Annotated in this window: 20 protein-coding genes, 3 tRNA genes and 3 pseudogenes; 7 read left to right on the forward strand and 19 right to left on the reverse strand. The window is 69.1% G+C overall.

The window, feature by feature from the left end:
- Window positions 1-60: 60 nt before the first annotated feature.
- The gene (locus tag LRS10_RS19960; RefSeq protein WP_257838767.1) at window positions 61-1,644 is read right to left on the reverse strand and encodes a fatty acid--CoA ligase; all 1,584 of its coding nucleotides are present in this window, start codon (window positions 1,642-1,644) and stop codon (window positions 61-63) included.
- Window positions 1,645-1,794: 150 nt separating this feature from the next.
- Between LRS10_RS19960 and LRS10_RS19965 the strand changes: the two genes are divergently transcribed.
- Together LRS10_RS19965 and LRS10_RS19970 are read left to right on the forward strand one after the other, a co-directional pair.
- Window positions 1,795-2,595, forward strand: a complete 801-nt coding sequence (locus LRS10_RS19965) for an enoyl-CoA hydratase/isomerase family protein (RefSeq protein WP_257838768.1) — start codon at window positions 1,795-1,797, stop codon at window positions 2,593-2,595.
- On the forward strand, window positions 2,595-3,653 hold the full coding sequence (locus LRS10_RS19970; RefSeq protein WP_257838769.1) for a phosphotransferase: 1,059 nt from the start codon (window positions 2,595-2,597) through the stop codon (window positions 3,651-3,653). Before LRS10_RS19965 ends, LRS10_RS19970 begins: the two co-directional genes overlap by 1 nt.
- A gap of 755 nt (window positions 3,654-4,408) precedes the next feature.
- Here the strand turns inward: LRS10_RS19970 and LRS10_RS19975 are convergent.
- Together LRS10_RS19975 and LRS10_RS19980 are read right to left on the reverse strand one after the other, a co-directional pair.
- Window positions 4,409-4,485: transfer RNA gene (locus LRS10_RS19975), tRNA-His, on the reverse strand.
- A 41-nt stretch (window positions 4,486-4,526) separates the two neighbouring features.
- Window positions 4,527-4,844, reverse strand: coding sequence for a LytTR family DNA-binding domain-containing protein (locus tag LRS10_RS19980; RefSeq protein WP_257838770.1), 318 nt, complete (start codon window positions 4,842-4,844; stop codon window positions 4,527-4,529).
- A gap of 605 nt (window positions 4,845-5,449) precedes the next feature.
- On the opposite strand from LRS10_RS19980, the gene LRS10_RS19985 reads away from it, so the two are divergent.
- Entirely contained in the window at window positions 5,450-6,598 is a 1,149-nt protein-coding gene (locus tag LRS10_RS19985) for an acyltransferase family protein (RefSeq protein WP_257838771.1), read from the forward strand.
- A gap of 63 nt (window positions 6,599-6,661) precedes the next feature.
- Here the strand turns inward: LRS10_RS19985 and LRS10_RS24600 are convergent, their stop codons facing one another.
- Window positions 6,662-7,066 (reverse strand): energy transducer TonB, encoded by a 405-nt coding sequence (locus tag LRS10_RS24600; protein WP_308237989.1) that lies wholly within the window; start codon window positions 7,064-7,066, stop codon window positions 6,662-6,664.
- On the opposite strand from LRS10_RS24600, the gene LRS10_RS24605 reads away from it, so the two are divergent.
- Window positions 7,056-7,358 carry a hypothetical protein gene (locus tag LRS10_RS24605; protein ID WP_308237990.1) on the forward strand — a complete coding sequence of 101 codons (303 nt, stop codon included), beginning with the start codon at window positions 7,056-7,058 and terminating at the stop codon, window positions 7,356-7,358. The genes LRS10_RS24600 and LRS10_RS24605 overlap by 11 nt on opposite strands.
- A 22-nt stretch (window positions 7,359-7,380) precedes the next feature.
- Here LRS10_RS24605 and LRS10_RS19995 read toward each other — a convergent pair.
- The 13 genes and pseudogenes from LRS10_RS19995 to murA form a co-directional block, all read right to left on the reverse strand.
- Window positions 7,381-7,813, reverse strand: a pseudogene (locus LRS10_RS19995) (ExbD/TolR family protein).
- A 5-nt stretch (window positions 7,814-7,818) separates the two neighbouring features.
- Window positions 7,819-8,703: a tonB-system energizer ExbB gene (gene exbB / locus LRS10_RS20000; protein ID WP_257838772.1), complete on the reverse strand. Its 885-nt coding sequence runs from the start codon at window positions 8,701-8,703 to the stop codon at window positions 7,819-7,821.
- Between the two features lie 465 nt (window positions 8,704-9,168).
- Window positions 9,169-9,244 (reverse strand) — tRNA-Phe (locus LRS10_RS20005).
- An 85-nt stretch (window positions 9,245-9,329) separates the two neighbouring features.
- On the reverse strand, window positions 9,330-9,500 hold the full coding sequence (locus LRS10_RS20010) for a DNA gyrase inhibitor YacG (protein WP_257838773.1): 171 nt from the start codon (window positions 9,498-9,500) through the stop codon (window positions 9,330-9,332).
- Window positions 9,497-10,537 (reverse strand): ribonuclease E/G, encoded by a 1,041-nt coding sequence (locus tag LRS10_RS20015; protein WP_257838774.1) that lies wholly within the window; start codon window positions 10,535-10,537, stop codon window positions 9,497-9,499. The genes LRS10_RS20010 and LRS10_RS20015 overlap by 4 nt, the downstream gene beginning before the upstream one ends.
- A pseudogene (locus LRS10_RS20020) lies at window positions 10,534-11,122 on the reverse strand (nucleoside triphosphate pyrophosphatase). The gene LRS10_RS20015 and the pseudogene LRS10_RS20020 overlap by 4 nt, the downstream one beginning before the upstream one ends.
- Before the next feature lie 20 nt (window positions 11,123-11,142).
- Window positions 11,143-11,361: a translation initiation factor IF-1 gene (gene infA, locus LRS10_RS20025; RefSeq protein WP_257838775.1), complete on the reverse strand. Its 219-nt coding sequence runs from the start codon at window positions 11,359-11,361 to the stop codon at window positions 11,143-11,145.
- Between the two features lie 108 nt (window positions 11,362-11,469).
- Complete coding sequence (locus tag LRS10_RS20030; protein WP_257838776.1) at window positions 11,470-11,925, reverse strand: low molecular weight phosphatase family protein; 456 nt, start codon at window positions 11,923-11,925, stop codon at window positions 11,470-11,472.
- A gap of 7 nt (window positions 11,926-11,932) precedes the next feature.
- Window positions 11,933-12,412 (reverse strand): UPF0262 family protein, encoded by a 480-nt coding sequence (locus LRS10_RS20035; protein ID WP_257838777.1) that lies wholly within the window; start codon window positions 12,410-12,412, stop codon window positions 11,933-11,935.
- A 138-nt stretch (window positions 12,413-12,550) separates the two neighbouring features.
- Window positions 12,551-13,126: an SH3 domain-containing protein gene (locus tag LRS10_RS20040; RefSeq protein WP_257838778.1), complete on the reverse strand. Its 576-nt coding sequence runs from the start codon at window positions 13,124-13,126 to the stop codon at window positions 12,551-12,553.
- A gap of 108 nt (window positions 13,127-13,234) precedes the next feature.
- Window positions 13,235-14,526: pseudogene (gene hisD / locus LRS10_RS20045) on the reverse strand (histidinol dehydrogenase).
- A gap of 41 nt (window positions 14,527-14,567) precedes the next feature.
- Window positions 14,568-14,993: a DUF2948 family protein gene (locus LRS10_RS20050; protein WP_257838779.1), complete on the reverse strand. Its 426-nt coding sequence runs from the start codon at window positions 14,991-14,993 to the stop codon at window positions 14,568-14,570.
- A gap of 3 nt (window positions 14,994-14,996) precedes the next feature.
- Window positions 14,997-16,292: a UDP-N-acetylglucosamine 1-carboxyvinyltransferase gene (murA, locus tag LRS10_RS20055; protein WP_257838780.1), complete on the reverse strand. Its 1,296-nt coding sequence runs from the start codon at window positions 16,290-16,292 to the stop codon at window positions 14,997-14,999.
- Between the two features lie 332 nt (window positions 16,293-16,624).
- On the opposite strand from murA, the gene LRS10_RS20060 reads away from it, so the two are divergent.
- Window positions 16,625-16,699, forward strand: a tRNA-Thr gene (locus LRS10_RS20060).
- A 432-nt stretch (window positions 16,700-17,131) separates the two neighbouring features.
- Window positions 17,132-17,803, forward strand: a complete 672-nt coding sequence (locus LRS10_RS20065; protein ID WP_257838781.1) for a TVP38/TMEM64 family protein — start codon at window positions 17,132-17,134, stop codon at window positions 17,801-17,803.
- 414 nt (window positions 17,804-18,217) lie between these two features.
- On the opposite strand, the gene LRS10_RS20070 is transcribed toward LRS10_RS20065, so the two are convergent.
- Both LRS10_RS20070 and LRS10_RS20075 read right to left on the reverse strand, forming a co-directional pair.
- Complete coding sequence (locus LRS10_RS20070) at window positions 18,218-18,418, reverse strand: hypothetical protein (RefSeq protein ID WP_257838782.1); 201 nt, start codon at window positions 18,416-18,418, stop codon at window positions 18,218-18,220.
- A gap of 286 nt (window positions 18,419-18,704) precedes the next feature.
- Window positions 18,705-18,896, reverse strand: a complete 192-nt coding sequence (locus tag LRS10_RS20075) for a hypothetical protein (protein WP_257838783.1) — start codon at window positions 18,894-18,896, stop codon at window positions 18,705-18,707.
- 806 nt (window positions 18,897-19,702) lie between these two features.
- Here LRS10_RS20075 and LRS10_RS20080 point away from each other — a divergent pair.
- Window positions 19,703-20,386, forward strand: coding sequence for an MgtC/SapB family protein (locus LRS10_RS20080; protein ID WP_257838784.1), 684 nt, complete (start codon window positions 19,703-19,705; stop codon window positions 20,384-20,386).
- Window positions 20,387-20,401 lie beyond the last annotated feature (15 nt).

The following is a 20,401-nucleotide window of genomic DNA, read 5'->3' on the forward strand; positions in this document are numbered from 1 at the left end:
GGCCTCGGTGCAGGCGACGTCAGCATAGGCCACAACCTTTCAAGGATTCACACCGCAACTTCAGTTCACGCGGCGGTCCCGCCCGGCCCAGTAAGGCTCGCGCAGTTCGCGGCGCAGGATCTTCCCCGACGCATTGCGCGGGATGGCGTCCACCACGTCGACGCTCTTGGGGACCTTGAAGCCGGCGATGCGGGTGCGGGCGAAGGCGATCACGTCCTGCGGGTCGATCACGGCGCCGGGCTTGGCCACCACCACCGCCTTGACCGCCTCGCCCCACCTTTCGTCAGGCACGCCGATCACCGCCACCTCGGCCACCGAGGGATGGCCGTAGATCGCGCTCTCCACCTCGGCCGGATAGATGTTTTCGGCGCCTGAGATGATCATGTCCTTCACCCTGTCGTGGATGAAGAGGTACCCGTCGGCGTCGAGGTAGCCGGCGTCGCCGGTGCGCAGCCAGCCGTCGGCGTCGATGGTGTTGGCGGTGGCGTCGGGCTGTTTCCAGTAGCCGGCCATGTTGGCGATCGAGCGGGTCGCGACCTCCCCCACTTCCCCCGTCGGAACGCTGCGGCCCTCCGCGTCAATCACCTTGATCTCGACGCCGGGCATCGGGACGCCCGCCGCGCGCATGCGCGGATTACCGGCCGGATCGTGATCCTCCGGCGGCAGGTAGACGATCGTTCCGCAGGTCTCCGTCATGCCGTACTGCTGGACGAAGCCGCAGCCGAACACCTCCATGCATTCGCGGAGGAGATCGAGCGGGATCGGCGAGGCGCCGTAGAGGATGTATTTCAGGCGGCTGAAGTCGACGGTTCTGGCCCGCGGCTGGCGCACGACGATCTGCAGCGCCGCCGGCACCATGAACATCTTCGAGACGCGGTCGCGTTCGATGTAGTCGAGCACCTTCATCGGGTCGAACTCGCGGGCGACGACGCCTTTCGCCCCGTTCATCAGCCCGACCAGCCCCCAGCCCGTGCCGCCGATGTGCGCGACCGGCATGGCCACGAGGCTGATGTCATCGGGGCTCCAGGTGTTCCAGTCCATCTGGGCCTCGGCCGCGATGCGCCGCCCGCCCAGGATGTTCTCGTGGGCCAGCATCACGCCCTTCGGCCGTCCCGTCGTCCCGGAGGTGTAGAGCTGCACCGCCACGTCCTTCGGCGACACGGCGATGCCAGGATCGTTGTCGGGCGCGGCGTCGCGCCAGGCTTCGTAGAGTGGGTGCTCGCTGCCGGGCTCCATGGCGATCACCTGAGGCGCCCGCGTCAGCAGGTTCGCCACCTCCGATGCATGGCCCATCACCTCGGGTCCCACGAAGACGATCGGCGCCCCGCTGTCTTCGACGATGTAGGCGACTTCGGGCGGCGCCAGACGCCAGCCGATCGGCGTCATGACCACCCCGGCCTTCGCCGCGCCGACCAGCAGTTCGAAATAGTGGTCGCTGTTCTTGCCGACGTAGGCGATCCGCTGGCCCTTCTCGAGACCCGCTGCGATCAGTGCGTTGGCGACGCGGTTCGTCAGACGATCGAAGTCGGCGAAGGTCGTCTCGCGCCCTTCGAACTCAAGGGCGATCGCAGATCCTCGCAGGCGGCTCTGGTAGCGGGCGACGTCGCCCAGGGTCGGCATCTGTTCGAAGTCGTTCTGGTCCATAGGCGGGAGTTGACTTGCCCGCCGCCACGTCAGGCAAGGGGGCTGGACGCAGACCCACGGCGCGGCGAGCGGCCGCCCTGACCTGGGGGAAAAGCAAAACGCTTTATAACTTCGCCGCGCCGTCCAACCTTCGTTTCCGGAGGCCCCCAGATGCTGTCGCCGAGCGAATTCCAGACCGTCCGCTATGAAGTCCGCGACCACGTGGCGATCGTCACCCTGAGCCGACCCGAACGGCACAACGCCCTGAACCGCCGCGGCTACGAGGAGTTCGAGGCGGCCTTCCGCGCCGCCCAGGCCGATCCGGAGGTCCGCTGCGTGGTGATCACCGGCGCCGACCCCGCCTTCTGCGCCGGCGAGGACGTGAAGGAGATGATGGGCGCGGCGCCGCCGCCGCCGCCGCCGCTGACCACCGTCCGCCAGCCGCCGACGCCGGCCGCCATGGCCGCGCTGAACTGCGACCGGCCGGTGATCGCCGCCGTCAACGGCGCGGCGGTGGGCTGGGGCATGGAGATCATGCTCTTCGCAGACATCCGCATCGCCTCGGAGCGAGCGAAGTTCGCCGAGCTGTTCATCAAGCGCGGCCTGGTCTGCGACGTCGGCGGCTTCTACCGCCTGCCCGCGATCGTCGGCCCTGCCAAGGCCGCCGAGCTCCTGTTCACCGGCGATGTCATCGACGCCGCCGAAGCCCTCCGGATCGGTCTGGTCACGCAGGTCGTGCCGCATGAGCAGCTGATGGACGCCGCTTTGGCCTTGGCCGCCCGCATCGCCGCCAATCCTCCGGTGGCGCTGCGCTACATGAAGCTCGGCCTGAAGCGGGCAGCGTACGGGGATCCGGAGGAGATCGGCAGCTGGGCCATCGACACGATCCGCCGGCTGTTCCAGACCGAGGACCACAAGGAAGGCGTGGCCAGCTTCCTAGAGAAGCGACCCGCCGTGTTCACGGGGCGCTGATGACCACCGAACCGCCCGTCCAGGACGTTCGCCCGCAACATCGCTTCGACGAGGCGGCGCTCTACGCCTTCCTGAAGCCGCACCTCCCGGAGCTCGGCCCCAATCTGGAGGTCCGCCAGTTCCAGGGCGGCGCCTCGAACCCGACGTTCCTGCTCAGCACCGAGGGTCCAGATGGGCTCCGCCGCTTCGTCCTGCGCAAGAAGCCGCCGGGCGAGTTGCTGGCCAGCGCGCACCAGGTCGACCGCGAGCACCGGGTGATGAAGGCGCTGCGAGGTCATGTGCCGGTCCCCGTCATGCGCGTGCTGTGCGAGGACGCCGCGGTCATCGGCTCGGCGTTCTACGTCATGGACTATCTGGAGGGGCGGATCTTCCGGGACGCCACGCTGCCGGGTCTCGAGCCCGCCGAACGCGCAGCGATCTACGACCAGTTGAACGCGACGCTCGCGCGGCTGCACCAGATCGATCCCGGGGCTGTCGGCCTGGGTGACTACGGCCGGCCCGGGAACTACTTCCAGCGCCAGGTCGCCCGCTGGACGCGCCAGTACCGCGACGCGGAGACCGAGCACGTCCCGGCCATGGAGGCGCTGATCGAGCGGCTGCCCGCACGGATCCCCAAGGACGACAAGGTCGCGATCGCCCATGGCGACTACCGCCTGGAGAACGTCATGTTCCACCCCACCGAGCCGCAGCTGATCGCGGTTCTGGACTGGGAACTCTCGACGCTGGGGCATCCGCTGGCCGACCTCGGCTACAACGCCTTCCTGTGGCGGTCGCATGCGCCGGGCTGGGGCAGCCTGGACGGCGTCGACTTCGCCGCGAGCGGCATCCCGACCGAAGCTGAGTACGTCGCCGCCTACTGCGCCCGCACCGGGCGAGCCGAGATCGAGGACTGGAGCTTCTACGTGGCCTTCGCCGTGTTCCGGTTGGCGTCCATCTCGCAGGGCGTCTACCGGCGCGTGCTGGCGGGCAATGTGGCGAGCGACCGCCCGGCGGAAAATGGCGCCCCGGCTCTGGCCGAACAGGCCCTGGACATCCTGGAGACCGGCGCCGCCAGCTAGGGGCGCGGGGTGCGGCAGAGCACGCCCGGCGCCTCGGGCGCGGACGGCCGGGACACCGTCGCAGTCCTGGGATAGCACATCGCCTCGATCAGGCCCTCCTGACCGCCTGTGGAACACCCTGTGTAGAAGGCCCGCCGGGCGGGGGCGCCTTACGTCCGCGCGCTCACGGCGCCTCACGCCGGCTAGGTCGCCGTCCCACGAGACGTCCAGATCCTCGATCACGGCGCTGGCGTCTCTTGCACCCCGCCGCCACGTCGGATGACCTGCAGGTTCAGGCCCAAGACCTGGAGGACAGCTAAGACACGGTCGAGCTGTACGGAGGGTTTCCGCGTTCAAGTTCGACAATGAAGCGTAGCCCCACCCCGGCGGCCGCCGCGAGTTCGGGCTGGCGCAGCCCCATGGCGCGCCTGGCCTCGCGAACCGCAAGCCCAATCTCTGTTGAGGTGATCATGAGAGTTACCCGTTCGGGTAATTCGCGTCACCCCTGGCCCGCCAGTCAAAAGAATATCCCGAACGGGACATTTCGGGCGCACGACCGTCCAGCTGCCGAGACCATCCCGAGCGGGCAATTTCTCGACCAAGCCTGGTGAAAGATCTTACCAGCACACTGCCGCTCGACAGCAAATTCAACCCGGAGCTCGCCGATTTACCGACATCAGGCGCTGCAGCGCGTCTGGGAATGGAGACGACGCATGAAGCCGCCGCTATCACGAAAAAGGACCGGGCGCTTGCCGGGTCCTTTCCAGGTCTCGCGATGGTACCGCCCTCCCGGATCGAACGGGAGACCTCCAGAGCCACAATCTGGCGCTCTAACCAACTGAGCTAGGGCGGCCCGACGCGAGGGCGCTGTTCTAGTCGCGCCGGGCGGCCGGATCAAGGCTTCAGCAACGGCCGCCTGTAGCGGCGTGACCCGGCCAGTTCGCGACCGTCGGCCAGCCGCACCGTGAAGTCGCCCGACGACTTGGACTCCACCTGAGCTATGGCGTCGCGGCGCACGAGGCGTGAGCGGTGGATGCGTACAAAGCCCACGTCGGCGAGCTCCTGTTCGAGATCCGCCAGCGCCGCCCGGTGCAGCACCGCCTCCCCGGCCCTGTGCAACTCCACATAATTCCCCGCCGCCTCGACGAACGTGACCTCGGCAAGAGGCAGGAAGACCCGTTTTGCCCCGTCCCGGACCTCCAGCACCGACATTGGCCCCCCGGGTTGGCTGAGCCGCGGCCGCCAGCCGAAGCCACAGGGCGTAAAGCGCCACCATCGCGACATAGACGAGCACATCCTTGCGGAACTCGTAGAGGAACTCGGCGAGCGGGCCGAAGGGGGGATAAAACCTGCCGACCCCCGCGTAGATCGCCCAACGCAGCAGGCCCATCCCGGTAATGTGGGCAAGCGAGAAGGCCAGCGCCGCCAGCAGGTGGACTGGGACCACCACCTTCCAGGGAGCCCGCAGCGGCTCCGCCCTGCGGGTCAGCGCCTGCAGCGCCGGCGTCAGGGCGAGCAGCATCAAGACGCTGGTGGATTCCCAGACCAGCGGCTCCCAGAGCGGGATCGGACGCCCTGCCTCCGCGAGGTCGTGGGTGACGGAAAACGCGTCCACCACCACGATCGCCGCGCCGACCGCCAGGACGGCGCACAGGAACAGTGCGTCGCGCCGGCGCCCGCTCATCCCCGCCAGCCCACCGTTCGTCCCTGGCCTCTCGCCAGCCGTCACAGCCGCGCCGCCGGACGAACCACGGCGCTGGCGGCGCCCGCCCGCCCTCGCTGCATCAGCTTTCGGGTTCAAACCTGGAGCCCCCAAGATGTCCGCCTCGTCCCGCAGGCATGACCTCGACGCCTTGCGCGTCGGCGCCTTCCTCCTGCTGATCTTCTACCATCTCGGCATGTTCTACGTGCCCTGGGACTGGCACGTGAAGAGCGCCCATATCGTCCCGGCCCTGGAAACGCCGATGGGGCTGCTCAATCCCTGGCGCCTGACGCTGCTGTTCGTCATCTCGGGCGCCGCCACGCGGTTCATGCTCGGGAAGCTCACCGGCGGCCAGCTCGCGGCCCAGCGGTCGCAACGTCTGTTGATCCCGCTCGTCTTTGGCATGCTGGTGGTGGTGGCCCCGCAGAGTTGGGCGGAGGTGGTCGAGAAGAACGGTTACGCCGGCAGCTTCTTCGACTTCTGGCCCCGGTATCTGGCCTTCGATCAGAGCTTCGGGATCATCCTGCCGACCTACAACCACCTGTGGTTTGTAGCCTATCTGTGGGTCTACACCGTCGTTCTGGCCGCGGCGTCGCCGTGGCTGCCGCGCCTCGACCGCATTGCGGAGCGCCTGCTCGGCGGCTGGGGGCTCTTCGTGCTCCCCATCCTCGCGTTTGGCGCCTACCTCGCCTCGGCGGGCCGCACCTGGGGCGAGACGCACATCGTCTTCGCCGACGCCTACGGGCATCTGCAGTACGGGACCGCCTTCGTCCTCGGCGTGTTGCTGGCGCCTCAGCAGAGCGTGTGGGACCGCCTCGCTCGCGCCCGGCTTGGAACGCTCGCCGCGGCGGCGCTATGCGTCGCGATCGGCCTGCCGCTGGCGCGCCTTGGGGTGGAGAGCTCCCCCGGCTGGCCAGGCGCTGCGTTCTCGTTCCTGCGTGAAGCCTACGCCTGGATGGTCATCTGCACACTGTTCGGCTTCGCCCGCCGCTACATCCGCGCGGGATCGCCGACCCTGTCGACGCTCAATGAGGCGGTCTTCCCGTTCTACATCGCCCACCAGACGGCGATCGTGCTGGCGGGCCACCTTCTGAAGCCTCTCGGCCTCCCGCTTCTATCAGAGGCGTCGATCATCCTGGCGATCACCGTCGCCGCCTGCCTCGCCACCTACGGTTTGGCGCGGGCGACGCCTTGGCTACGCCTGCCGCTCGGGCTGAAGCCCCGGGCGACGACGTGGCGCGTGGCCCCCGCCCCGGCCGAATAGCGGGCAAAGAAAAAGCCCCGGTCGCTTTCGCGACCGGGGCTCTTGTCGGTCTTGGCTTCAAGCCTAGTCCGGAAGCGTGAAGCGGATCGGGATCCGCACCGTGCCACCGTCGACCGGCTGACCGTCCCGCGTCTGGGGCCGCATCTTGAAGAGGCGGCTCATACGCATCGCGGCGTCGCCGAAGCCCATGTCGGCCGGCGTTTCCGACACGACAGAGCAGCCTTCCAGCGTACCGCGAGCGTTCACGGTGCAGCTGATGGTCGCGCTGCCGGAGACCTCCATCCGCGAGGCGCGGTCCGGATAGTACCGGGCCAGGTCCTCGGCCGACGGGCGACGTTGCCAGTCGGGGTTGGTGATCACCGACGGACGCGGCGGCTCCGGCGGCGGGGCGCGCGGCGGCTCGGGCGTCTCGATCCGGCGCTCGACCGGCGGAACCGGCAGAGGCGGGATCGAAGGGATGTCCGGCACGGCGACCGGCGGCCTCGGCTGCAGCTTCGGCGGCGGCGGCGGCGGCGTGTTCGGCGGCGGCGGAGGCGGCGGCGGGGGGCGGCGGCGGCGGCACTGGCTTGATCAGCGCCACATCCGTGACCTCGTCCGAGTACTCCTTGTACTTCGGCTCGAAGCGCGTCTTCCAGAGGTAGACGCCCAGAGCCGCGTGCACCGCGACCGAAACCGCGATCGCGACCGTTACACCCTTGCTGCGCTTGGGCTTCGGATCATCGAACGGGTTGTGCCGGATGTGGGTGACTTCATGAGGTGATGTCTCAGCCATGGGTCACCACCTACTGATCTTCGCCGACGAGGGCCACGCTGTAGAACCCGTTGTCCTGCAGCATGTTCATCACGCCCATGAAGTCGCCGTAGAACACATCCTTGTCGGCTCGGATGAAGATCCGTTCCTTCGTCGGATTGCGCGTACCGCCCAGCTGCGTCCGCAGATCGTCGCCCAGGGTGGACAGGTCCGTCCGGAAGTCCTGGATGAAGATCCCGCCGTTGGGCTGGATCGAGATGTAAACCGGCTTCGGCGGGTTCGTGCCCGGCGGTGCGACGGCGGGCGGCAGGGCCACCTTGACCGTCACGGCCGCCATAGGCGCGGCCACCATGAAGATGATCAGAAGAACCAGCATCACATCCACGAAGGGCGTGACATTGATGTCGGCGTTCTGATCTTCCTGATAGCGGTCCGCCCCCGGAACTCGAGAGTTTGGCGGCCATCTAGGTTAGGCTCCCTTGTCGAGCTGACGCGAGATCGCGTTCATCAGTTCCGCGACGAAGCCTTCCGAACGAGCGCCGTAGGCCGAAATCCGCGTCTGGAAGTAGTTGTAGAAGATAACCGACGGGATGGCGGCGAAGAGGCCCAGACCGGTGGCGAGCAGCGCTTCGGCGATGCCGGGCGCCACGACGGCCAGGTTGGTCGTGTTGGTGTTCGCGATGCCGATGAACGAGTTCATGATGCCGTACACCGTACCGAACAGACCGATGAACGGACCGTTCGAACCGACCGAGGCCAGGAACTGCATGCCGCCCGAAAGGCGACGAGCCAGCGAGGCCTGAACGGCGCCGACCGCCGCTTGCGCACGGTAGATGGTGCTGTCGCGGTGCTCGCCCGTGATCTGCAGGCCGGCCTGACGCGACAGTTCGATTTCCTGGGCGGCGGCGGCGGCCATGTCGGCCAGCGGGTTGCCGTCGAATTCTTCCGACATCGCGATGCGGTTCATGTCGTTGATCGACTTCGCGCCGCGGAAGTTTTCGAGGAAGTTGTCGGTCACGCGGTTCAGCGCGCGGAACTCAAGCGACTTGGTCAGCAGCAGGGTCCAGGTGAACACCGAGGCCAGGGCCAGGCCGATCATGATGACCTTAACGACCGGGTCGGCGTCCATGAACATCGTGCCGACGTTCAGCTTGCCAGCGTGCTTCATGGTCGGCGGGTCGGCCGATTCCGGGCCAGCCGCGCCGTCGGCGGGAGCCGCGGCCGGGGCCGCAGTGGATTCGGCGGCGGCAGGCGCGGCCGGGGCGGCGTCCTGGGCGAACGCCGGCGCGCTCGCCATCAGCGCAACGGCGCCGACGAGAGCGATGAAAGGAGTCTTCAGTTTGTTGTCGAGCATCTGTCGCCAGTTCCTGGTTGGTCTAGCACGATTGGCCGGAGGGTCGTCGCGCGAGAGCGTCTCCACCCTAGTTGAACATGCCCGGCGCCCCCCGCCTGCCTTAAGCCGATTGGGACCCCAGAGCCGCTGTCGCTGCGCCCGACCCGAACGCGTACTCCCAACTCACGTGGGACTTGGCGTTTCGAAGGCGGGCGACTTCGAACTCCCCGCGAGGAAACCGAAGTCTTACCGCTTTGTTAGACGTGCGGCTTGGGTCCTTTGACAACCCCTTATCGAGGCGTCAAGGGGCAGAAGCTTGCGCCGGACCGCGAAATTATTGTGTCAGGCGCTACAATTGTGCGCTGCACACTAAGCAATCTCCGTCCGCCTGCGACTTCACCACCAAACAGCGCTCTGCGTTGCTGCAATGCAGCAAGTCGATGAACTAGGGTCTGGGAACGAGGTGCGCGGCGGCTTTCGGAGAAGTGGTGCCTGGGGGCGGATTCGAACCACCGACACGCGGATTTTCAATCCGCTGCTCTACCAACTGAGCTACCCAGGCACAGGGCCGCCGTCGCGGGAGCCGCGTCTATAGAAGAGCAGATCCGGGAAGTCCAGCGAGCCCGCGCAGACATTTCGCACCCGCGTCACTCGTCTCCGGATTCGTCGCCCGACCCGGCTTCATCGCCGTGCGCCGGGACCGCGTAGACGCCCGCCAGCCAGCGCTGCAGGTCGACGTCGGCGCAGCGCCTGGAGCAGAAGGGCCTGTAGGCGGGATCGGCGGGTTTGCCGCAGATCGGGCAACCGGGCCTGCTCATGCCGCCGCCACGTCGATGCGGTCCCTCGCACGGCCACCGTCTTCGGCCAGCGAGAAACGTGCGCCCATCCGCCCCACGAGCTGGCCGAGCAGCGGGGCCGCGGCCGCGGCGACGTCGGGAACACAGGTCGCGACCAGGCGTGCGCCCGGCTGAGCCTCGCCCTCAGCCTGCAGTCGGCGGATGAGGCGCTGAGCGAGCGTGCGATCCGACAACGCCCCGTCCGCTCGGCAAAGCTGCTCAAGCAAAGGGCGCCCGCGACGGGGCAGCGAGATCTCCATGGTGCCGAAACGACCCACTGGTCCGATCGACACCCCCGGATTGTCCGGGCCAAAGGCCGCCCGCGCCGCCGTCAGCAGCGCATTGCCGTCGTGGCCGCGCCCCACCAGATCCAGGACCACGATCCCACCCAGGCCCTTGAGGCGCAGCAGCCGGGCCGATTCCCTCAACGCGGCCATGTTCGCCTGGCGTGTCACGCGCTTGGCGTCGCCGCCCTTTCGCTCGCCCAGGTCGACGTCGATGGCCGTCAAGGCGCGGGTGGGTTCGATGGCGAGCGTGCCGCCGCCCGGAAGCGGATGGAGGATCTCGAGCGCCTCGGCCTCGGCCTCGTCGGCCATCTCACGGGCTTCACGGCCTTCGACAATAGCGGCGTCACGGGCGGCGGCGCGGAGCTGTTCGGGCGCGTCCGGCGCGGATTGCAGGATCCTGGGGGCCCCGTCCGCCTCACCGATCAAACGCGCCACCGCCAGCTTGCCGCGGCGCGGCTCGCTGCGCAGCTCGACCTCCACCAGGCTGCCGCGGATCGGGCGCGCATCGGATTTGAAGGGCAGAATGGCCTCGGCCCCGCCGCCGAGGTCCAGGAAGGCGGTGTTCAGCGCCGGTTCCACGGACTCGACGCGCGCCGCCAGCCGGGCCCCCAGCAAGAGGCGGGGGTCGTCGTCATCGCGGCGGAGGATCAGACGCTCCGGCTGACCGTCCAGGGTGACGACGCCGCGGATCTCGCCGACGCCGCGATCCAGATAAAGTCGACGGACGCTCATGGCAGACGGAATCCCTGGCCGGCGAGCAGGCAGCCGACTTCATAGAGCGGGAGCCCGACGACCCCCGAATAGGAGCCCTGGAGCGTCACCACGAAGGCGCCTGCGCGCCCTTGGATGGCATAGCCGCCCGCCTTGCCCAGGCCTTCACCAGACCGGACGTAGCTGTCGGCGTCGGATGGCGACAGCCGCTTGAAGCGCACGCGGCTTTCCACGAGGCGGGCCGCCAGGCGACCTTGCGGCGAGATCACCGCCACACCCGTCAGGACGCGATGCGCCCGCCCGGAGAGCAGGGTCAGGCAGGCGCGGACCTCTGCTTCGTTCTCGGCCTTAGGCAGCACGCGACGCCCGGACGGCCACGACGGTGTCAGCTGCGAGGACGAAAGCGCCGGAATGGCGGGCGGCGACAGCCGCGCCCTTGGCATGGGCGAGGCGCAGCGCCAGCCGCCGCGGCGTCTCGTCGGATCGGGGGGTTTCGTCGAGCTCGGCGGCGTCGATCGCGTCGGGCTCAAGGCCGATCTGGCGCAGGAGATCGAGCCGCCGGGGGCTCGCAGACGCGAGAACGAGGCGCTGCGGCGCGGGCGGCAAGGCGTCGTCTCCGGCGTTCGTCAGCGGACGCGGAAGGTGATGCGGCCCTTGGAAAGGTCGTAGGGCGTCATTTCCACCAGCACCTTGTCGCCCGCTGAAACACGGATGCGGTTCTTGCGCATCTTGCCGGCCGTGTGTGCAATGATTTCGTGGTCGTTCTCAAGCTTTACGCGGAACATCGCGTTGGGCAGCACCTCACTGACGGTGCCGGGGAACTCCAACAATTCTTCTTTCGCCATGCGGGCTCCTGACCGCGATAAAACGACGGCTCGCGCCTGAGGGCTGCGAGCCGGAATCTCCAAGCGATTATAACGCAGGTCGCCGCGCGAGGTCGATTCTCCGCACGCTCAGCTTCCGAAGCGTTGAGCGATGCGAATGGCGAGCGCGTCCCGGACGTGCCGATAGGCCTCCAGCCGGGCCTCGCGGGAGCCCTCATGCAGGGTGGGATCCTGGACCGGCCAGTACTCGATCTCGGCGGCGCGGCCGCGCGCCATCTCGACAGCGCGGTGCTGGGCTTCCGGCGTGAGTGAGATCACCAGATCGAAGGAATCGTCGTTGAGCGTGTCGAACGTCTTGGCGCTGTGACCCGACAGGTCGCAGCCAAGCTCGGCCATCACCGTCGCCGCGAGAGGGTCGACGCCCGCCCCCGCCTCGTCCGTCGGCGCACGCAGTCCGCAACTGTCGACGAACACCCGGTCTCCGACGAGGCGCTTCAGCAGGGCCTCCGCCATAGGCGATCGGACCCGGTTGAGATTGCAGGCGAAGAGCACGGCGTCCGGCAGCCGGCGGGTCTCGTCCGTCATGTCCGGCTCAACCCCGCCAGTGGAGGGCGCAGATCAGGGTGAAAAGCCGGCGCGCCGTGTCGAGATCGGTGTCGACCTTGCCGGCCAATCGGGTGCGAAGGAGCTCGGAAGCCTCGTTGTGGAGGCCACGCCGTCCCATGTCCAAGGCCTCGATCTGCTGGGGGGTCGAGTTGCGGATGGCCTGGTAGTAGCTCTCACAGATCATGAAATAGTCGCGGATCAGGCCGCGGAACGGCGACAGCGAGAGGATGTGGCGCCGCTCGTACGACGGACCGCGGACGTCCAGCACCAGCCGATTCTCCACCAGCCCCATACGCAGGTCGTAGGGCCCTCCTTCGGCGCCTTCGGGCGCGAAGTAGTTCTCCTCCAGCAGATCGAAGATCGCGATCTGGCGCTCCTGCTCCTGGTCGCGCGAAACCGCCGCGAGCGACTCTTCGTCGAGCTCCACGCTCTGCAGGCGGTGCTTGTTGCGCGCGTCGTCGGCCATGTGGTCCGGGCGGAGGATCGCGCGAGCTTTATTGCAAACCGGGGGGCCGCGTCATCCCCACCTGCACACAACGGCGAACCAGCTACAGAAAACGCCCGGCGCGCGGAGCGCCGGGCGTCGAATCGCTGGCGTGGAGCCCTAGTAGCCGCGAGCGTACCGGCGGCCCTCGGGGCGGACGAAGTCGTCCCGGACGTAGCCGACGCCGACGCCGCCCTGCCCCACCAGGATCCAGTCCGTCCCGCGGACGTGGGCCAGGGCCTCGAACCGCTCGCCGGCCCGCAGGCGGCCCACCCGCGCCGAACTGGTGGTGGGCGCCGCCCGGACGTTCACGCCGTCGGTCGCCACGAAGGTCTGGCCGATGCGGCTGTAGGCGGCCGGCGCGATGTCCGACGACAGGCGATAGCCGCCCCGGGTGTACGTCCCGCGGTTCTCGACGCGGTCCTTCTGCATCTCGCAACCGATGGCCGAGCCCGCGGCCGCCCCGACGCCGGCGCCGACCACGGTTTCCAGGCCGGGCTGGCGGCCGCCCACCTTGTTGCCGACCAGGCCGCCAACGACGGCGCCAAGCACCGCGCCGACCTCCTGCTTGCCGCCGGACGCTGAGCAACCGGTGACGCCGGCGCTCGCGGTCGTGGCGCCGCCCAGGGCCAGGACGCCCGCCAGCAGGGCCGCGGCCGCGCCGCCGCCGATCGAGGTCTTCATCACGTTACGCATAGGTCTTCTCCGTCCTTCGCGTTGATCGATGATGCGAAGTTACGAAGCTCTGCCTGAACGGCCTTCGAGCCGGTTAGACAGCCACTGTTCAGCTTTCCGAACGGCCGTTCAGCTTCGGGACGGGGTCAGGCGGATCGAGGCCGAGCGCGCATGCGCCGGCAGGCCTTCGGCCTCAGCCAAGGCGACGGTCGCGGGGGGCAAGCGCGGCGAACGACCGTGCGTCGCACTTCACGATCGAGGTGCGCTTGAGGAAGTCATAGAGCGAGAGTCCCGACGAGAAGCGGGCCGCGCGGCTGGTCGGCAGCACATGGTTGGAGCCGGCCACATAGTCGCCGATGGCCTCAGGCGCATAACGACCGAGGAAGATCGCGCCGGCGTGACGCACGCGATCGGCCAGGCGCTCGGGGGCCTCGACCGCGAACTCCACGTGCTCGGGGGCGATGAGGTCGACGAGGGCGGGCGCCTCTTCCAGCGGCGCGATCACCACCGCTCCATGGTCACGCCAGCTGGCGCGTGCATCTTCCCCCGTCGCCAGAGAGGCGAGCTGGGTCTCGATCGCCGCCGTCACCGCTTCGGCGAATGTGACATCGTCGGTGATGAGGATGGACTGGGCGGCCGGATCGTGCTCGGCCTGCGACAGCAGGTCAGCGGCGATCCACTGGGGATCGTTGGCGCCGTCGGCGACGACCACGATCTCGGACGGGCCGGCCAAGGCGTCGATGCCGACCACGCCGTAGACCCGACGCTTGGCGGCGGTGACGAAGGCGTTGCCGGGGCCCACGATCTTGTCGACCGGGCGGATCGGACCCGCGCCATAGGCCAGCGCAGCGACGGCCTGGGCGCCGCCGACACGCCAGATCTCGGTGACCCCCGCGGCCTGGGCGGCCGCGAGCACCGCCGGTTGCAGGCGCCCGGGCGGCGTCACCATGGCGATGCGGCCGACCCCCCGCCGCCGAGGCGGGCACGGCGTTCATCAGCACGGTCGAGGGGTAGGCGGCCCGGCCGCCGGGCACGTAAACGCCGACGGCGTCCAGGGGCGTCCAGCGCCAGCCGAGTTCGACGCCGGCGTCGTCGGTGAAGCGCTGGTTCGCCGGGCGTTGGCGCTCATGGTAGCTGCGGATGCGGGCGGCGGCGAAGGCGATGGCCTCGCGCACCTCCGGCGAGCAGGCCGCGGCGCCCTGGGCGATCTCATCGGCGCTGACCCGGAGGGTCGCCTCCGTGAGTTCGACCCGGTCGAAGTCGCGGGCGAAACGCAGCAACGCCGGCAAGCCCTCCGCGCGGACGGCGGCCAGCACATCGCGCACAACCGCATCAACCTCTTCCGGCGTCTCGCGGCGCTCGGCCACGAAGGCTGCGAAGACGGCCTGGAAATCCGGGTCTGTGAAGGTGAAACGGCGCATGGCGCGCTTCTTAGCGGCCTGCGCGCCGCGAGGCTACGGCGTCAGGCCTCGTGGCCGGGGGTGCGCGGCGTTGGCCAGGGCTCGGAGACGTCCGCCAGCACGGCGTCGACGCACTCCACCTCGGCCCGAAGGTCGCCGCCGCCCGCGAAACTCAGGGTCACGGCCCCGCCGGGCGCGTCGCCGGGCTCGAACGTCAGCGCAAGCAGCTCCACGACCGCATCGGGGCGGTCGCGGCGAACGTTGCGCGCCTGCACCTTGAGCACGCAGCCCAGCTGCAAGGCGGCGCGCACGCGCTGACGCGTCCCCGCTTCCCACCGGTAGCGGTTGAAGGCGACCGTCAACAGGCGAGCCTTCGGCTCGAAGCTGATGTCACCGATCTTGGCGACGGCGTCCTGCAGGGCCGCGGAGATGATGGCGAGGTCGTCGGCGTCTTGGGCGAGGAGCCGGAGCGGCGCGGCGTCGGCCATGGGCTACTCCTCCCCTTCCGCCTCGCCGCCGCCCTTCAGGCGTCGGATCTGGGCGCCGCAGGCGCCGAGCTTCTCTTCGAGGCGTTCGAAGCCGCGGTCGAGGTGGTAGACGCGGTTGACGACGGTTTCGCCGCGCGCCGCCAGGCCGGCGATGACGAGGCTGACGGACGCCCGAAGGTCTGTCGCCATGACCTGGGCGCCCTGGAGAGCCTCGACGCCACGCACCCTCGCCTCCCCGCCCTGGACGCTGATGTCGGCGCCGAGGCGACGCAGCTCCGGGACGTGCATGAAGCGGTTCTCGAAGATCGTTTCGCGGATCACGCTCTCGCCGTCCGCCAACGTCATCAGCGCCATGAACTGAGCCTGCAGGTCGGTCGCGAATCCCGGATAGGGATCGGTTTCCACCTCAACGGCCCGGAGGCGAGAGCCGTTGCGCTTGATGGTCATCCCGTCGTTGTGCGCCGTCACGTCGACGCCAGCCTCGACCATCTTGTCGATCAGGGCCTGGATGAAATCGCTCCGGGTGCGGGTCAGCCGGACCTCGCCGCCGGCCATGGCCGCGGCGAGCGCATAAGTCCCGGTCTCGATCCGGTCGGGCAGCACCGCGTGCGTCGCTCCGGACAGGCGGCTGACGCCTTGGATGTGGATCTCCGACGTGCCGGCGCCGGTGATCTTGGCGCCCATCTTGTTCAGGCAGTCGGCGAGATCTTCGATCTCAGGCTCGCAGGCCGCGTTGCGCACGACCGTCTCGCCCTCCGCTAACGCGGCCGCGAGCAGGGTGTGTTCGGTGGCGCCGACGGACACCATGGGAAAGTCGATCTCAGCGCCGCGCAAGCCACGCGGCGCCTGCGCATAGACGTAGCCCTCATGCAGGTCGATCCGCGCGCCGAGGGCCTCCAGCGCCTGCAGATGAAGATCCACGGGGCGGGCCCCGATGGTGCAGCCGCCCGGCAGCGAGACCTTCGCCTGGCCCGAGCGGGCCAGCAGCGGCCCAAGCACGTTGAACGAGGCGCGCATCTGGCGGACCAGGTCGTACGGCGCAAAGCCGCTCACGATCTCGCGCGTGGTGAGCACAGTCTCGGAGCCGTCCGGGCCGTCCCGCTCGACCAGCTCGGCGCCCAGCCGCTGCAGGAGCTTGCCAAGGAAACGGGTGTCCGCGAGACGCGGCATGTTGGTCAGGCGCAGCGGCTCGTCGGTGAGCAGGCTCGCCGCCATCAGCTTGATGGCCGAGTTCTTGGCGCCGCTGATCGGGATTTCGCCCTCCAGCCGCGCGCCGCCGGTGATGGCGATGCGGTCCAATCCAAATCCTTCGCAAGCGCAGGGCCGCGCGAAGCCGCGGTCGCCCTGCGCGATATCTAACGTGCGCGCCGAACCGCGCAATGGCCTCAGTCGGTGGTCGACGGCTTCGCCGGAGGCCCTACGGCCGATCGAGCCTTGGCCTTGCGGCGCCGGAGATTCGCGCGCAGCGCCGCCGCCAGCTTGGTTTCCCGCGCGTCGGGCGTCGCCTTCCCGTTGTGATCCTTGGGCTCCATGCACGAGGGGTGCGGCGCGACGTCAGGCCCGTCAAGCCGCGTGGCCTTCTTTTTTAGGGCTTCACGCGACCCGTTCGGCCCGGTATAGCGCCCGCCTTCGCCGCCGTAGCTCAGTGGTAGAGCGCATCCTTGGTAAGGCTGAGGTCGGCAGTTCAATCCTGCCCGGCGGCACCACGTTCCCCCAAGCCTTGCAAGGGCTTGGGGGAACATCATCATCCCCCGTGCACAATCGAAAATCGTTCGAAATCGCATAGCAAGCGCGCGAGCACGTCGAATCGCGCGCCCGTGCGGAGCACCATCGGACCGATGGTCTTGCGAATTCTTGGCGAATCTTGGGGACCGGCGCCCCCGTCCACGGCGCCGAACGGCGCGGCGCCTGGGGTTTGAAGCTCCGCAACCGCGCCAGCGAACGGGCCCGCCTAGACGCGCCCTCGTCAGGCCGAGGCAGGAACAACGGTCTTCGCCCCGCAAGCCTGAGGCCTGCGCGAACCACCGCGCGCTTACACCGTTCAGCTTGCCGTGAGCTCCACCGCAAAGCCCCGGCGCGCCTTGAAGCGCCCGTCCGCGCCGCGTCCCAGCCGGGGATGGGCGGTCCGAGCCTTAGTCGTGGCGGCGGCGGTCGCCCTCGCCGCCGCCCTCTGGTGGATCGGAGCGCTGGACGCCCTGAGCCTGGAGAAGCTGGCCGAGACCCGCGAGTGGGCGCACCTGCGCTACGAGGCCCACCCCACATGGATCCTCATGGGGTTCGTCGCCGCCTACGGAGTGCTGGCCGGGCTGGGCCTGCCCGTAGCGCTTGCGCTCACGTTGTTGGCGGGCGCCGTCTTCGGCGCGATGCTGGGCGGCGTCGCCGTCGTAGCCGCCTCGACCCTGGCTGCACTCCTGGGCCACGGCCTCGCGCGGTCGGTCCTCCTCGGCTTGGCGCCCAGCAGCGCACGAAAGCACCCGGGCGTGGCCCGGTTTGTCCGGGTCGCCGCCAGGCAGCCGTTCCTCATCGTGCTCAGCGCGCGCTTGACGCCGGTGCTACCGTTCAACGCCGTCAACGTGGCGGCCGGCATGGCGTCGGTCCCGCTTTGGCCCTACGCGGGTGCGACCTTGTTGGGGGCAATCCCGACGTCCCTCATATTCACAACCCTCGGCGCCGGTCTTGGGGAGATACTTGCAGACGAAACGTCAATCGCCGCAGCCGTCCGGAGTCCATCGGTCTGGGGTCCCGTTCTCGTCCTCGCCCTGCTATCGACGACCGCGACCATCGTGCGTCTCAGGCAAAGCCGGGCTTGATCCCGCCGCGCAGCGGGCGGTCGCTGGCCCTGTCGGGAAGGACCGGGACCTAAGGTGCTGCGTCGACGCTTGTCGCGCCTTGGGCAGGCGTCAGGCCGACGGGCGGCGGATATGGCCTTTCCGGCGACCTCGCTCTTGAACAGCAGCTTCGTTCCCCCACTAAACCAGCACCGACTATTCGGACGACCTCACCGCCCCGTCCTTCAGCCGAGGCCTGCTTCTGAACATGCTCGCCAAATTCTGACGGGCGCCGAGACTACCCGATTTGTGGGTCGGGCGGATCGGATGCTGAACAACCAACAAACGTCCCTGTTGCATTGCGCTCCACGAAGCCGCCCCAGGCTGGGTCCAGCCTGGGCTCGCGCCCCGACCCTTCCGAGCGGCCTCGCGCCCCCGGTGCGCGCCACAACCGGCTCAGGTTGCAGCCTCGGGCGTCGTCGCCTCCACCCGCGCCGCTAACGCTTGCAGGGTGAACACCCCGGCTGCGCCGACGATCGTCACCTTGCGCCAGCCGTCGGCCGCCAGTTCGCGGCCGCAGGCGAGGGTCTGGGCGGGAGACGCGCGGTGGGTGGCGAAGGCGATGGGGCCGCGTTGGGCGCTGATCGTGTAGCTCATGGGCGGGAGACATCGACCGTCGTCGCCAACGGAGCCTTACCGGCTCCTCAGATCGGGTAATCGGACCTGGGAGAACCCCGCAAACAGCGGTTCTACGGAGTTCCCCCAGCCGACTCGCCTGCCAGAAAACCCTTGCAGCCGCTGTTGGCCAACGGCGGACGCCTTCCTGCCAGTATGTCGCCGAGCCTGTCAGCCCCGGCGCCGCGCGGCGGGTGCCCCGGTCCCTAGCCCCCGCGCAGGACCGGGCCATCACCGGGTGCGGCCACGCCTCTAAAACCGATGCGACCTAACGGAGCGAAGCCTTGGCGCGTACGCGGGCGAGCACGGTGTTGGCGAGCAGGGTCCAGCCGAAAGCCTGCTCGAGCAGCGCCTCGCGCAGGGGGCCGTGGCCGTGCGCATAGCCCAGCTTCCGCAGGCTGGACGCCATGCCGAAATAGACGTGCGCCGTCTGGCGCGGCTCCCTCGAACCCGTCCTCATACGCGCAATCCGCTCCCCTCAACCCCGATAGCGGCGCCGCGCCTCGAGAGGAAGCGCCGCCCGCGAAGTCGCGGCCCGGAACAGGTGTCGGAAGGTCCAGTTTGTCCTGGCCCTGGCGGGGTGCGGGCGCCGTCTTGCAGACTAGCCACCCGGTCGTGGGGACGACGTGAGCCCGCTGGCGCCGAACTGGCCCCTCGGTCACCGCCGCTAAGTCTTCAAGCCAGGGATCCGACCGGCAAGGCCATCCAGCTTAAGCTCGTCAAAGGTCGCGTGACGGAATAGCGCCGCGGCCTCGCCCCGAGAGGCAGCTGACGCTTACCGTTGCTGTTCGGCGGTCGCCGCAGAGCCGCCCGGGACGCGGGTCGGTCTCCACGTTTGGCCGCCCCGCCCAGAGCCACGGCCGCGACCTTCGCGCCAATTCACTGTCGGCGCTCAAGGTGCTCGGCGGAAACGACATCGCGAGACCGCGAGGTCTCCTGCGAGTGACCATGCGGCCTGGAGGCCGGCTTCCCTCGCCAGCCGCCGTTGGAGCGGTCTGAGCCAGCACTTCGCCAGAGCATCGCTTCGGACGGCGCCCTGCACGCCCGCCGCCGCTGGGAGCCGAGGGCGCGTCCGGCGGACCTTCGAACGCTCCCGCCGAGGCAAACCGCCTCGCCGGCATCAGGATCTGCGGCCCTGCAGCGGGCACGGCGCAGCTCGATCCCCTCTGAGGGGCTGGGGCTGCGCGCCGGGTCGATCCTCGCTCCGCACGGCAGGAACCCTCAAGCGGGCGCCGCATTGGCGTTTGCACTCACCCGGAGCCCTGAATGGACCTGTTCGACCCTGATCTGCTGTGGCCTATCGCGGGCGCCATTCTCGCCGGCGGAATCATCGGCATCGAGCGCGAATACCGGTCGAGCCCGGCGGGTTTCCGGACGCACATCCTGGTCTGCCTGTCTTCGGCGCTACTCATGCTGGCGGCGGTCCACCAGGTGCGCTGGCTCACCGACACGCCGCACGACATCATCCGCATCGATCCGGTCCGGATGGCCCACGGCGTGCTGACCGGCATTGGCTTCCTCTGCGGCGGGGTCATCTTCCGCGAGGGCTTCACGGTGCGGGGCCTCACGACCGCGGCCTCGCTCTGGACCACATCGGCGCTGGGGGTCCTCTTTGGCGTCGGCTTCTACGCCCTGGCGATCGCCGGCGGCGCGGCGACTCTGCTCGTCCTGGCCGCGGTCGCGCTAACGGAGCGGCTGCTGCCGCAGCGCCGCTACGCCGACCTCAAGATCCGATACAGCCGGCAGGCGCCGGTCAGCCGGCGCGCCTTCTGCGATCTGCTGGCCGCGCACCGACTGAAGACGGCCGCCGTGAACCAGGCGATACAGGGCGACACCCTAGAATACAGCGCGACCGTCGAAGGGTTCAGCGACGCCGCCGAAGCGCTGCTCGAGGCGCTGCGCCGGGATCCGGAGGTGATCGGCTTCGAGTGTCAGCCCCACAAGGCATGACGGCGACCGTCGCCG

This window comes from Phenylobacterium sp. J426 (assembly GCF_024699945.1).
In the GTDB taxonomy this organism is placed as follows: domain Bacteria; phylum Pseudomonadota; class Alphaproteobacteria; order Caulobacterales; family Caulobacteraceae; genus Phenylobacterium.

Bases quoted from the DNA above. Each gene is read 5' to 3' on its own strand.
- LRS10_RS19960 (WP_257838767.1), bottom strand. From the start codon at position 1,644: ATGGACCAGAACGACTTCGAACAGATGCCGACCCTGGGCGACGTCGCC.
- LRS10_RS19965 (WP_257838768.1), top strand. From the start codon at position 1,795: ATGCTGTCGCCGAGCGAATTCCAGACCGTCCGCTATGAAGTCCGCGAC.
- LRS10_RS19970 (WP_257838769.1), top strand. From the start codon at position 2,595: ATGACCACCGAACCGCCCGTCCAGGACGTTCGCCCGCAACATCGCTTC.
- LRS10_RS19980 (WP_257838770.1), bottom strand. From the start codon at position 4,844: ATGTCGGTGCTGGAGGTCCGGGACGGGGCAAAACGGGTCTTCCTGCCT.
- LRS10_RS19985 (WP_257838771.1), top strand. From the start codon at position 5,450: ATGTCCGCCTCGTCCCGCAGGCATGACCTCGACGCCTTGCGCGTCGGC.
- LRS10_RS24605 (WP_308237990.1), top strand. From the start codon at position 7,056: ATGTCCGGCACGGCGACCGGCGGCCTCGGCTGCAGCTTCGGCGGCGGC.
- exbB (WP_257838772.1), bottom strand. From the start codon at position 8,703: ATGCTCGACAACAAACTGAAGACTCCTTTCATCGCTCTCGTCGGCGCC.
- LRS10_RS20010 (WP_257838773.1), bottom strand. From the start codon at position 9,500: ATGAGCAGGCCCGGTTGCCCGATCTGCGGCAAACCCGCCGATCCCGCC.
- LRS10_RS20015 (WP_257838774.1), bottom strand. From the start codon at position 10,537: ATGAGCGTCCGTCGACTTTATCTGGATCGCGGCGTCGGCGAGATCCGC.
- infA (WP_257838775.1), bottom strand. From the start codon at position 11,361: ATGGCGAAAGAAGAATTGTTGGAGTTCCCCGGCACCGTCAGTGAGGTG.
- LRS10_RS20030 (WP_257838776.1), bottom strand. From the start codon at position 11,925: ATGACGGACGAGACCCGCCGGCTGCCGGACGCCGTGCTCTTCGCCTGC.
- LRS10_RS20035 (WP_257838777.1), bottom strand. From the start codon at position 12,412: ATGGCCGACGACGCGCGCAACAAGCACCGCCTGCAGAGCGTGGAGCTC.
- LRS10_RS20040 (WP_257838778.1), bottom strand. From the start codon at position 13,126: ATGCGTAACGTGATGAAGACCTCGATCGGCGGCGGCGCGGCCGCGGCC.
- LRS10_RS20050 (WP_257838779.1), bottom strand. From the start codon at position 14,993: ATGGCCGACGCCGCGCCGCTCCGGCTCCTCGCCCAAGACGCCGACGAC.
- LRS10_RS20070 (WP_257838782.1), bottom strand. From the start codon at position 18,418: ATGAGCTACACGATCAGCGCCCAACGCGGCCCCATCGCCTTCGCCACC.
- LRS10_RS20075 (WP_257838783.1), bottom strand. From the start codon at position 18,896: ATGAGGACGGGTTCGAGGGAGCCGCGCCAGACGGCGCACGTCTATTTC.
- LRS10_RS20080 (WP_257838784.1), top strand. From the start codon at position 19,703: ATGGACCTGTTCGACCCTGATCTGCTGTGGCCTATCGCGGGCGCCATT.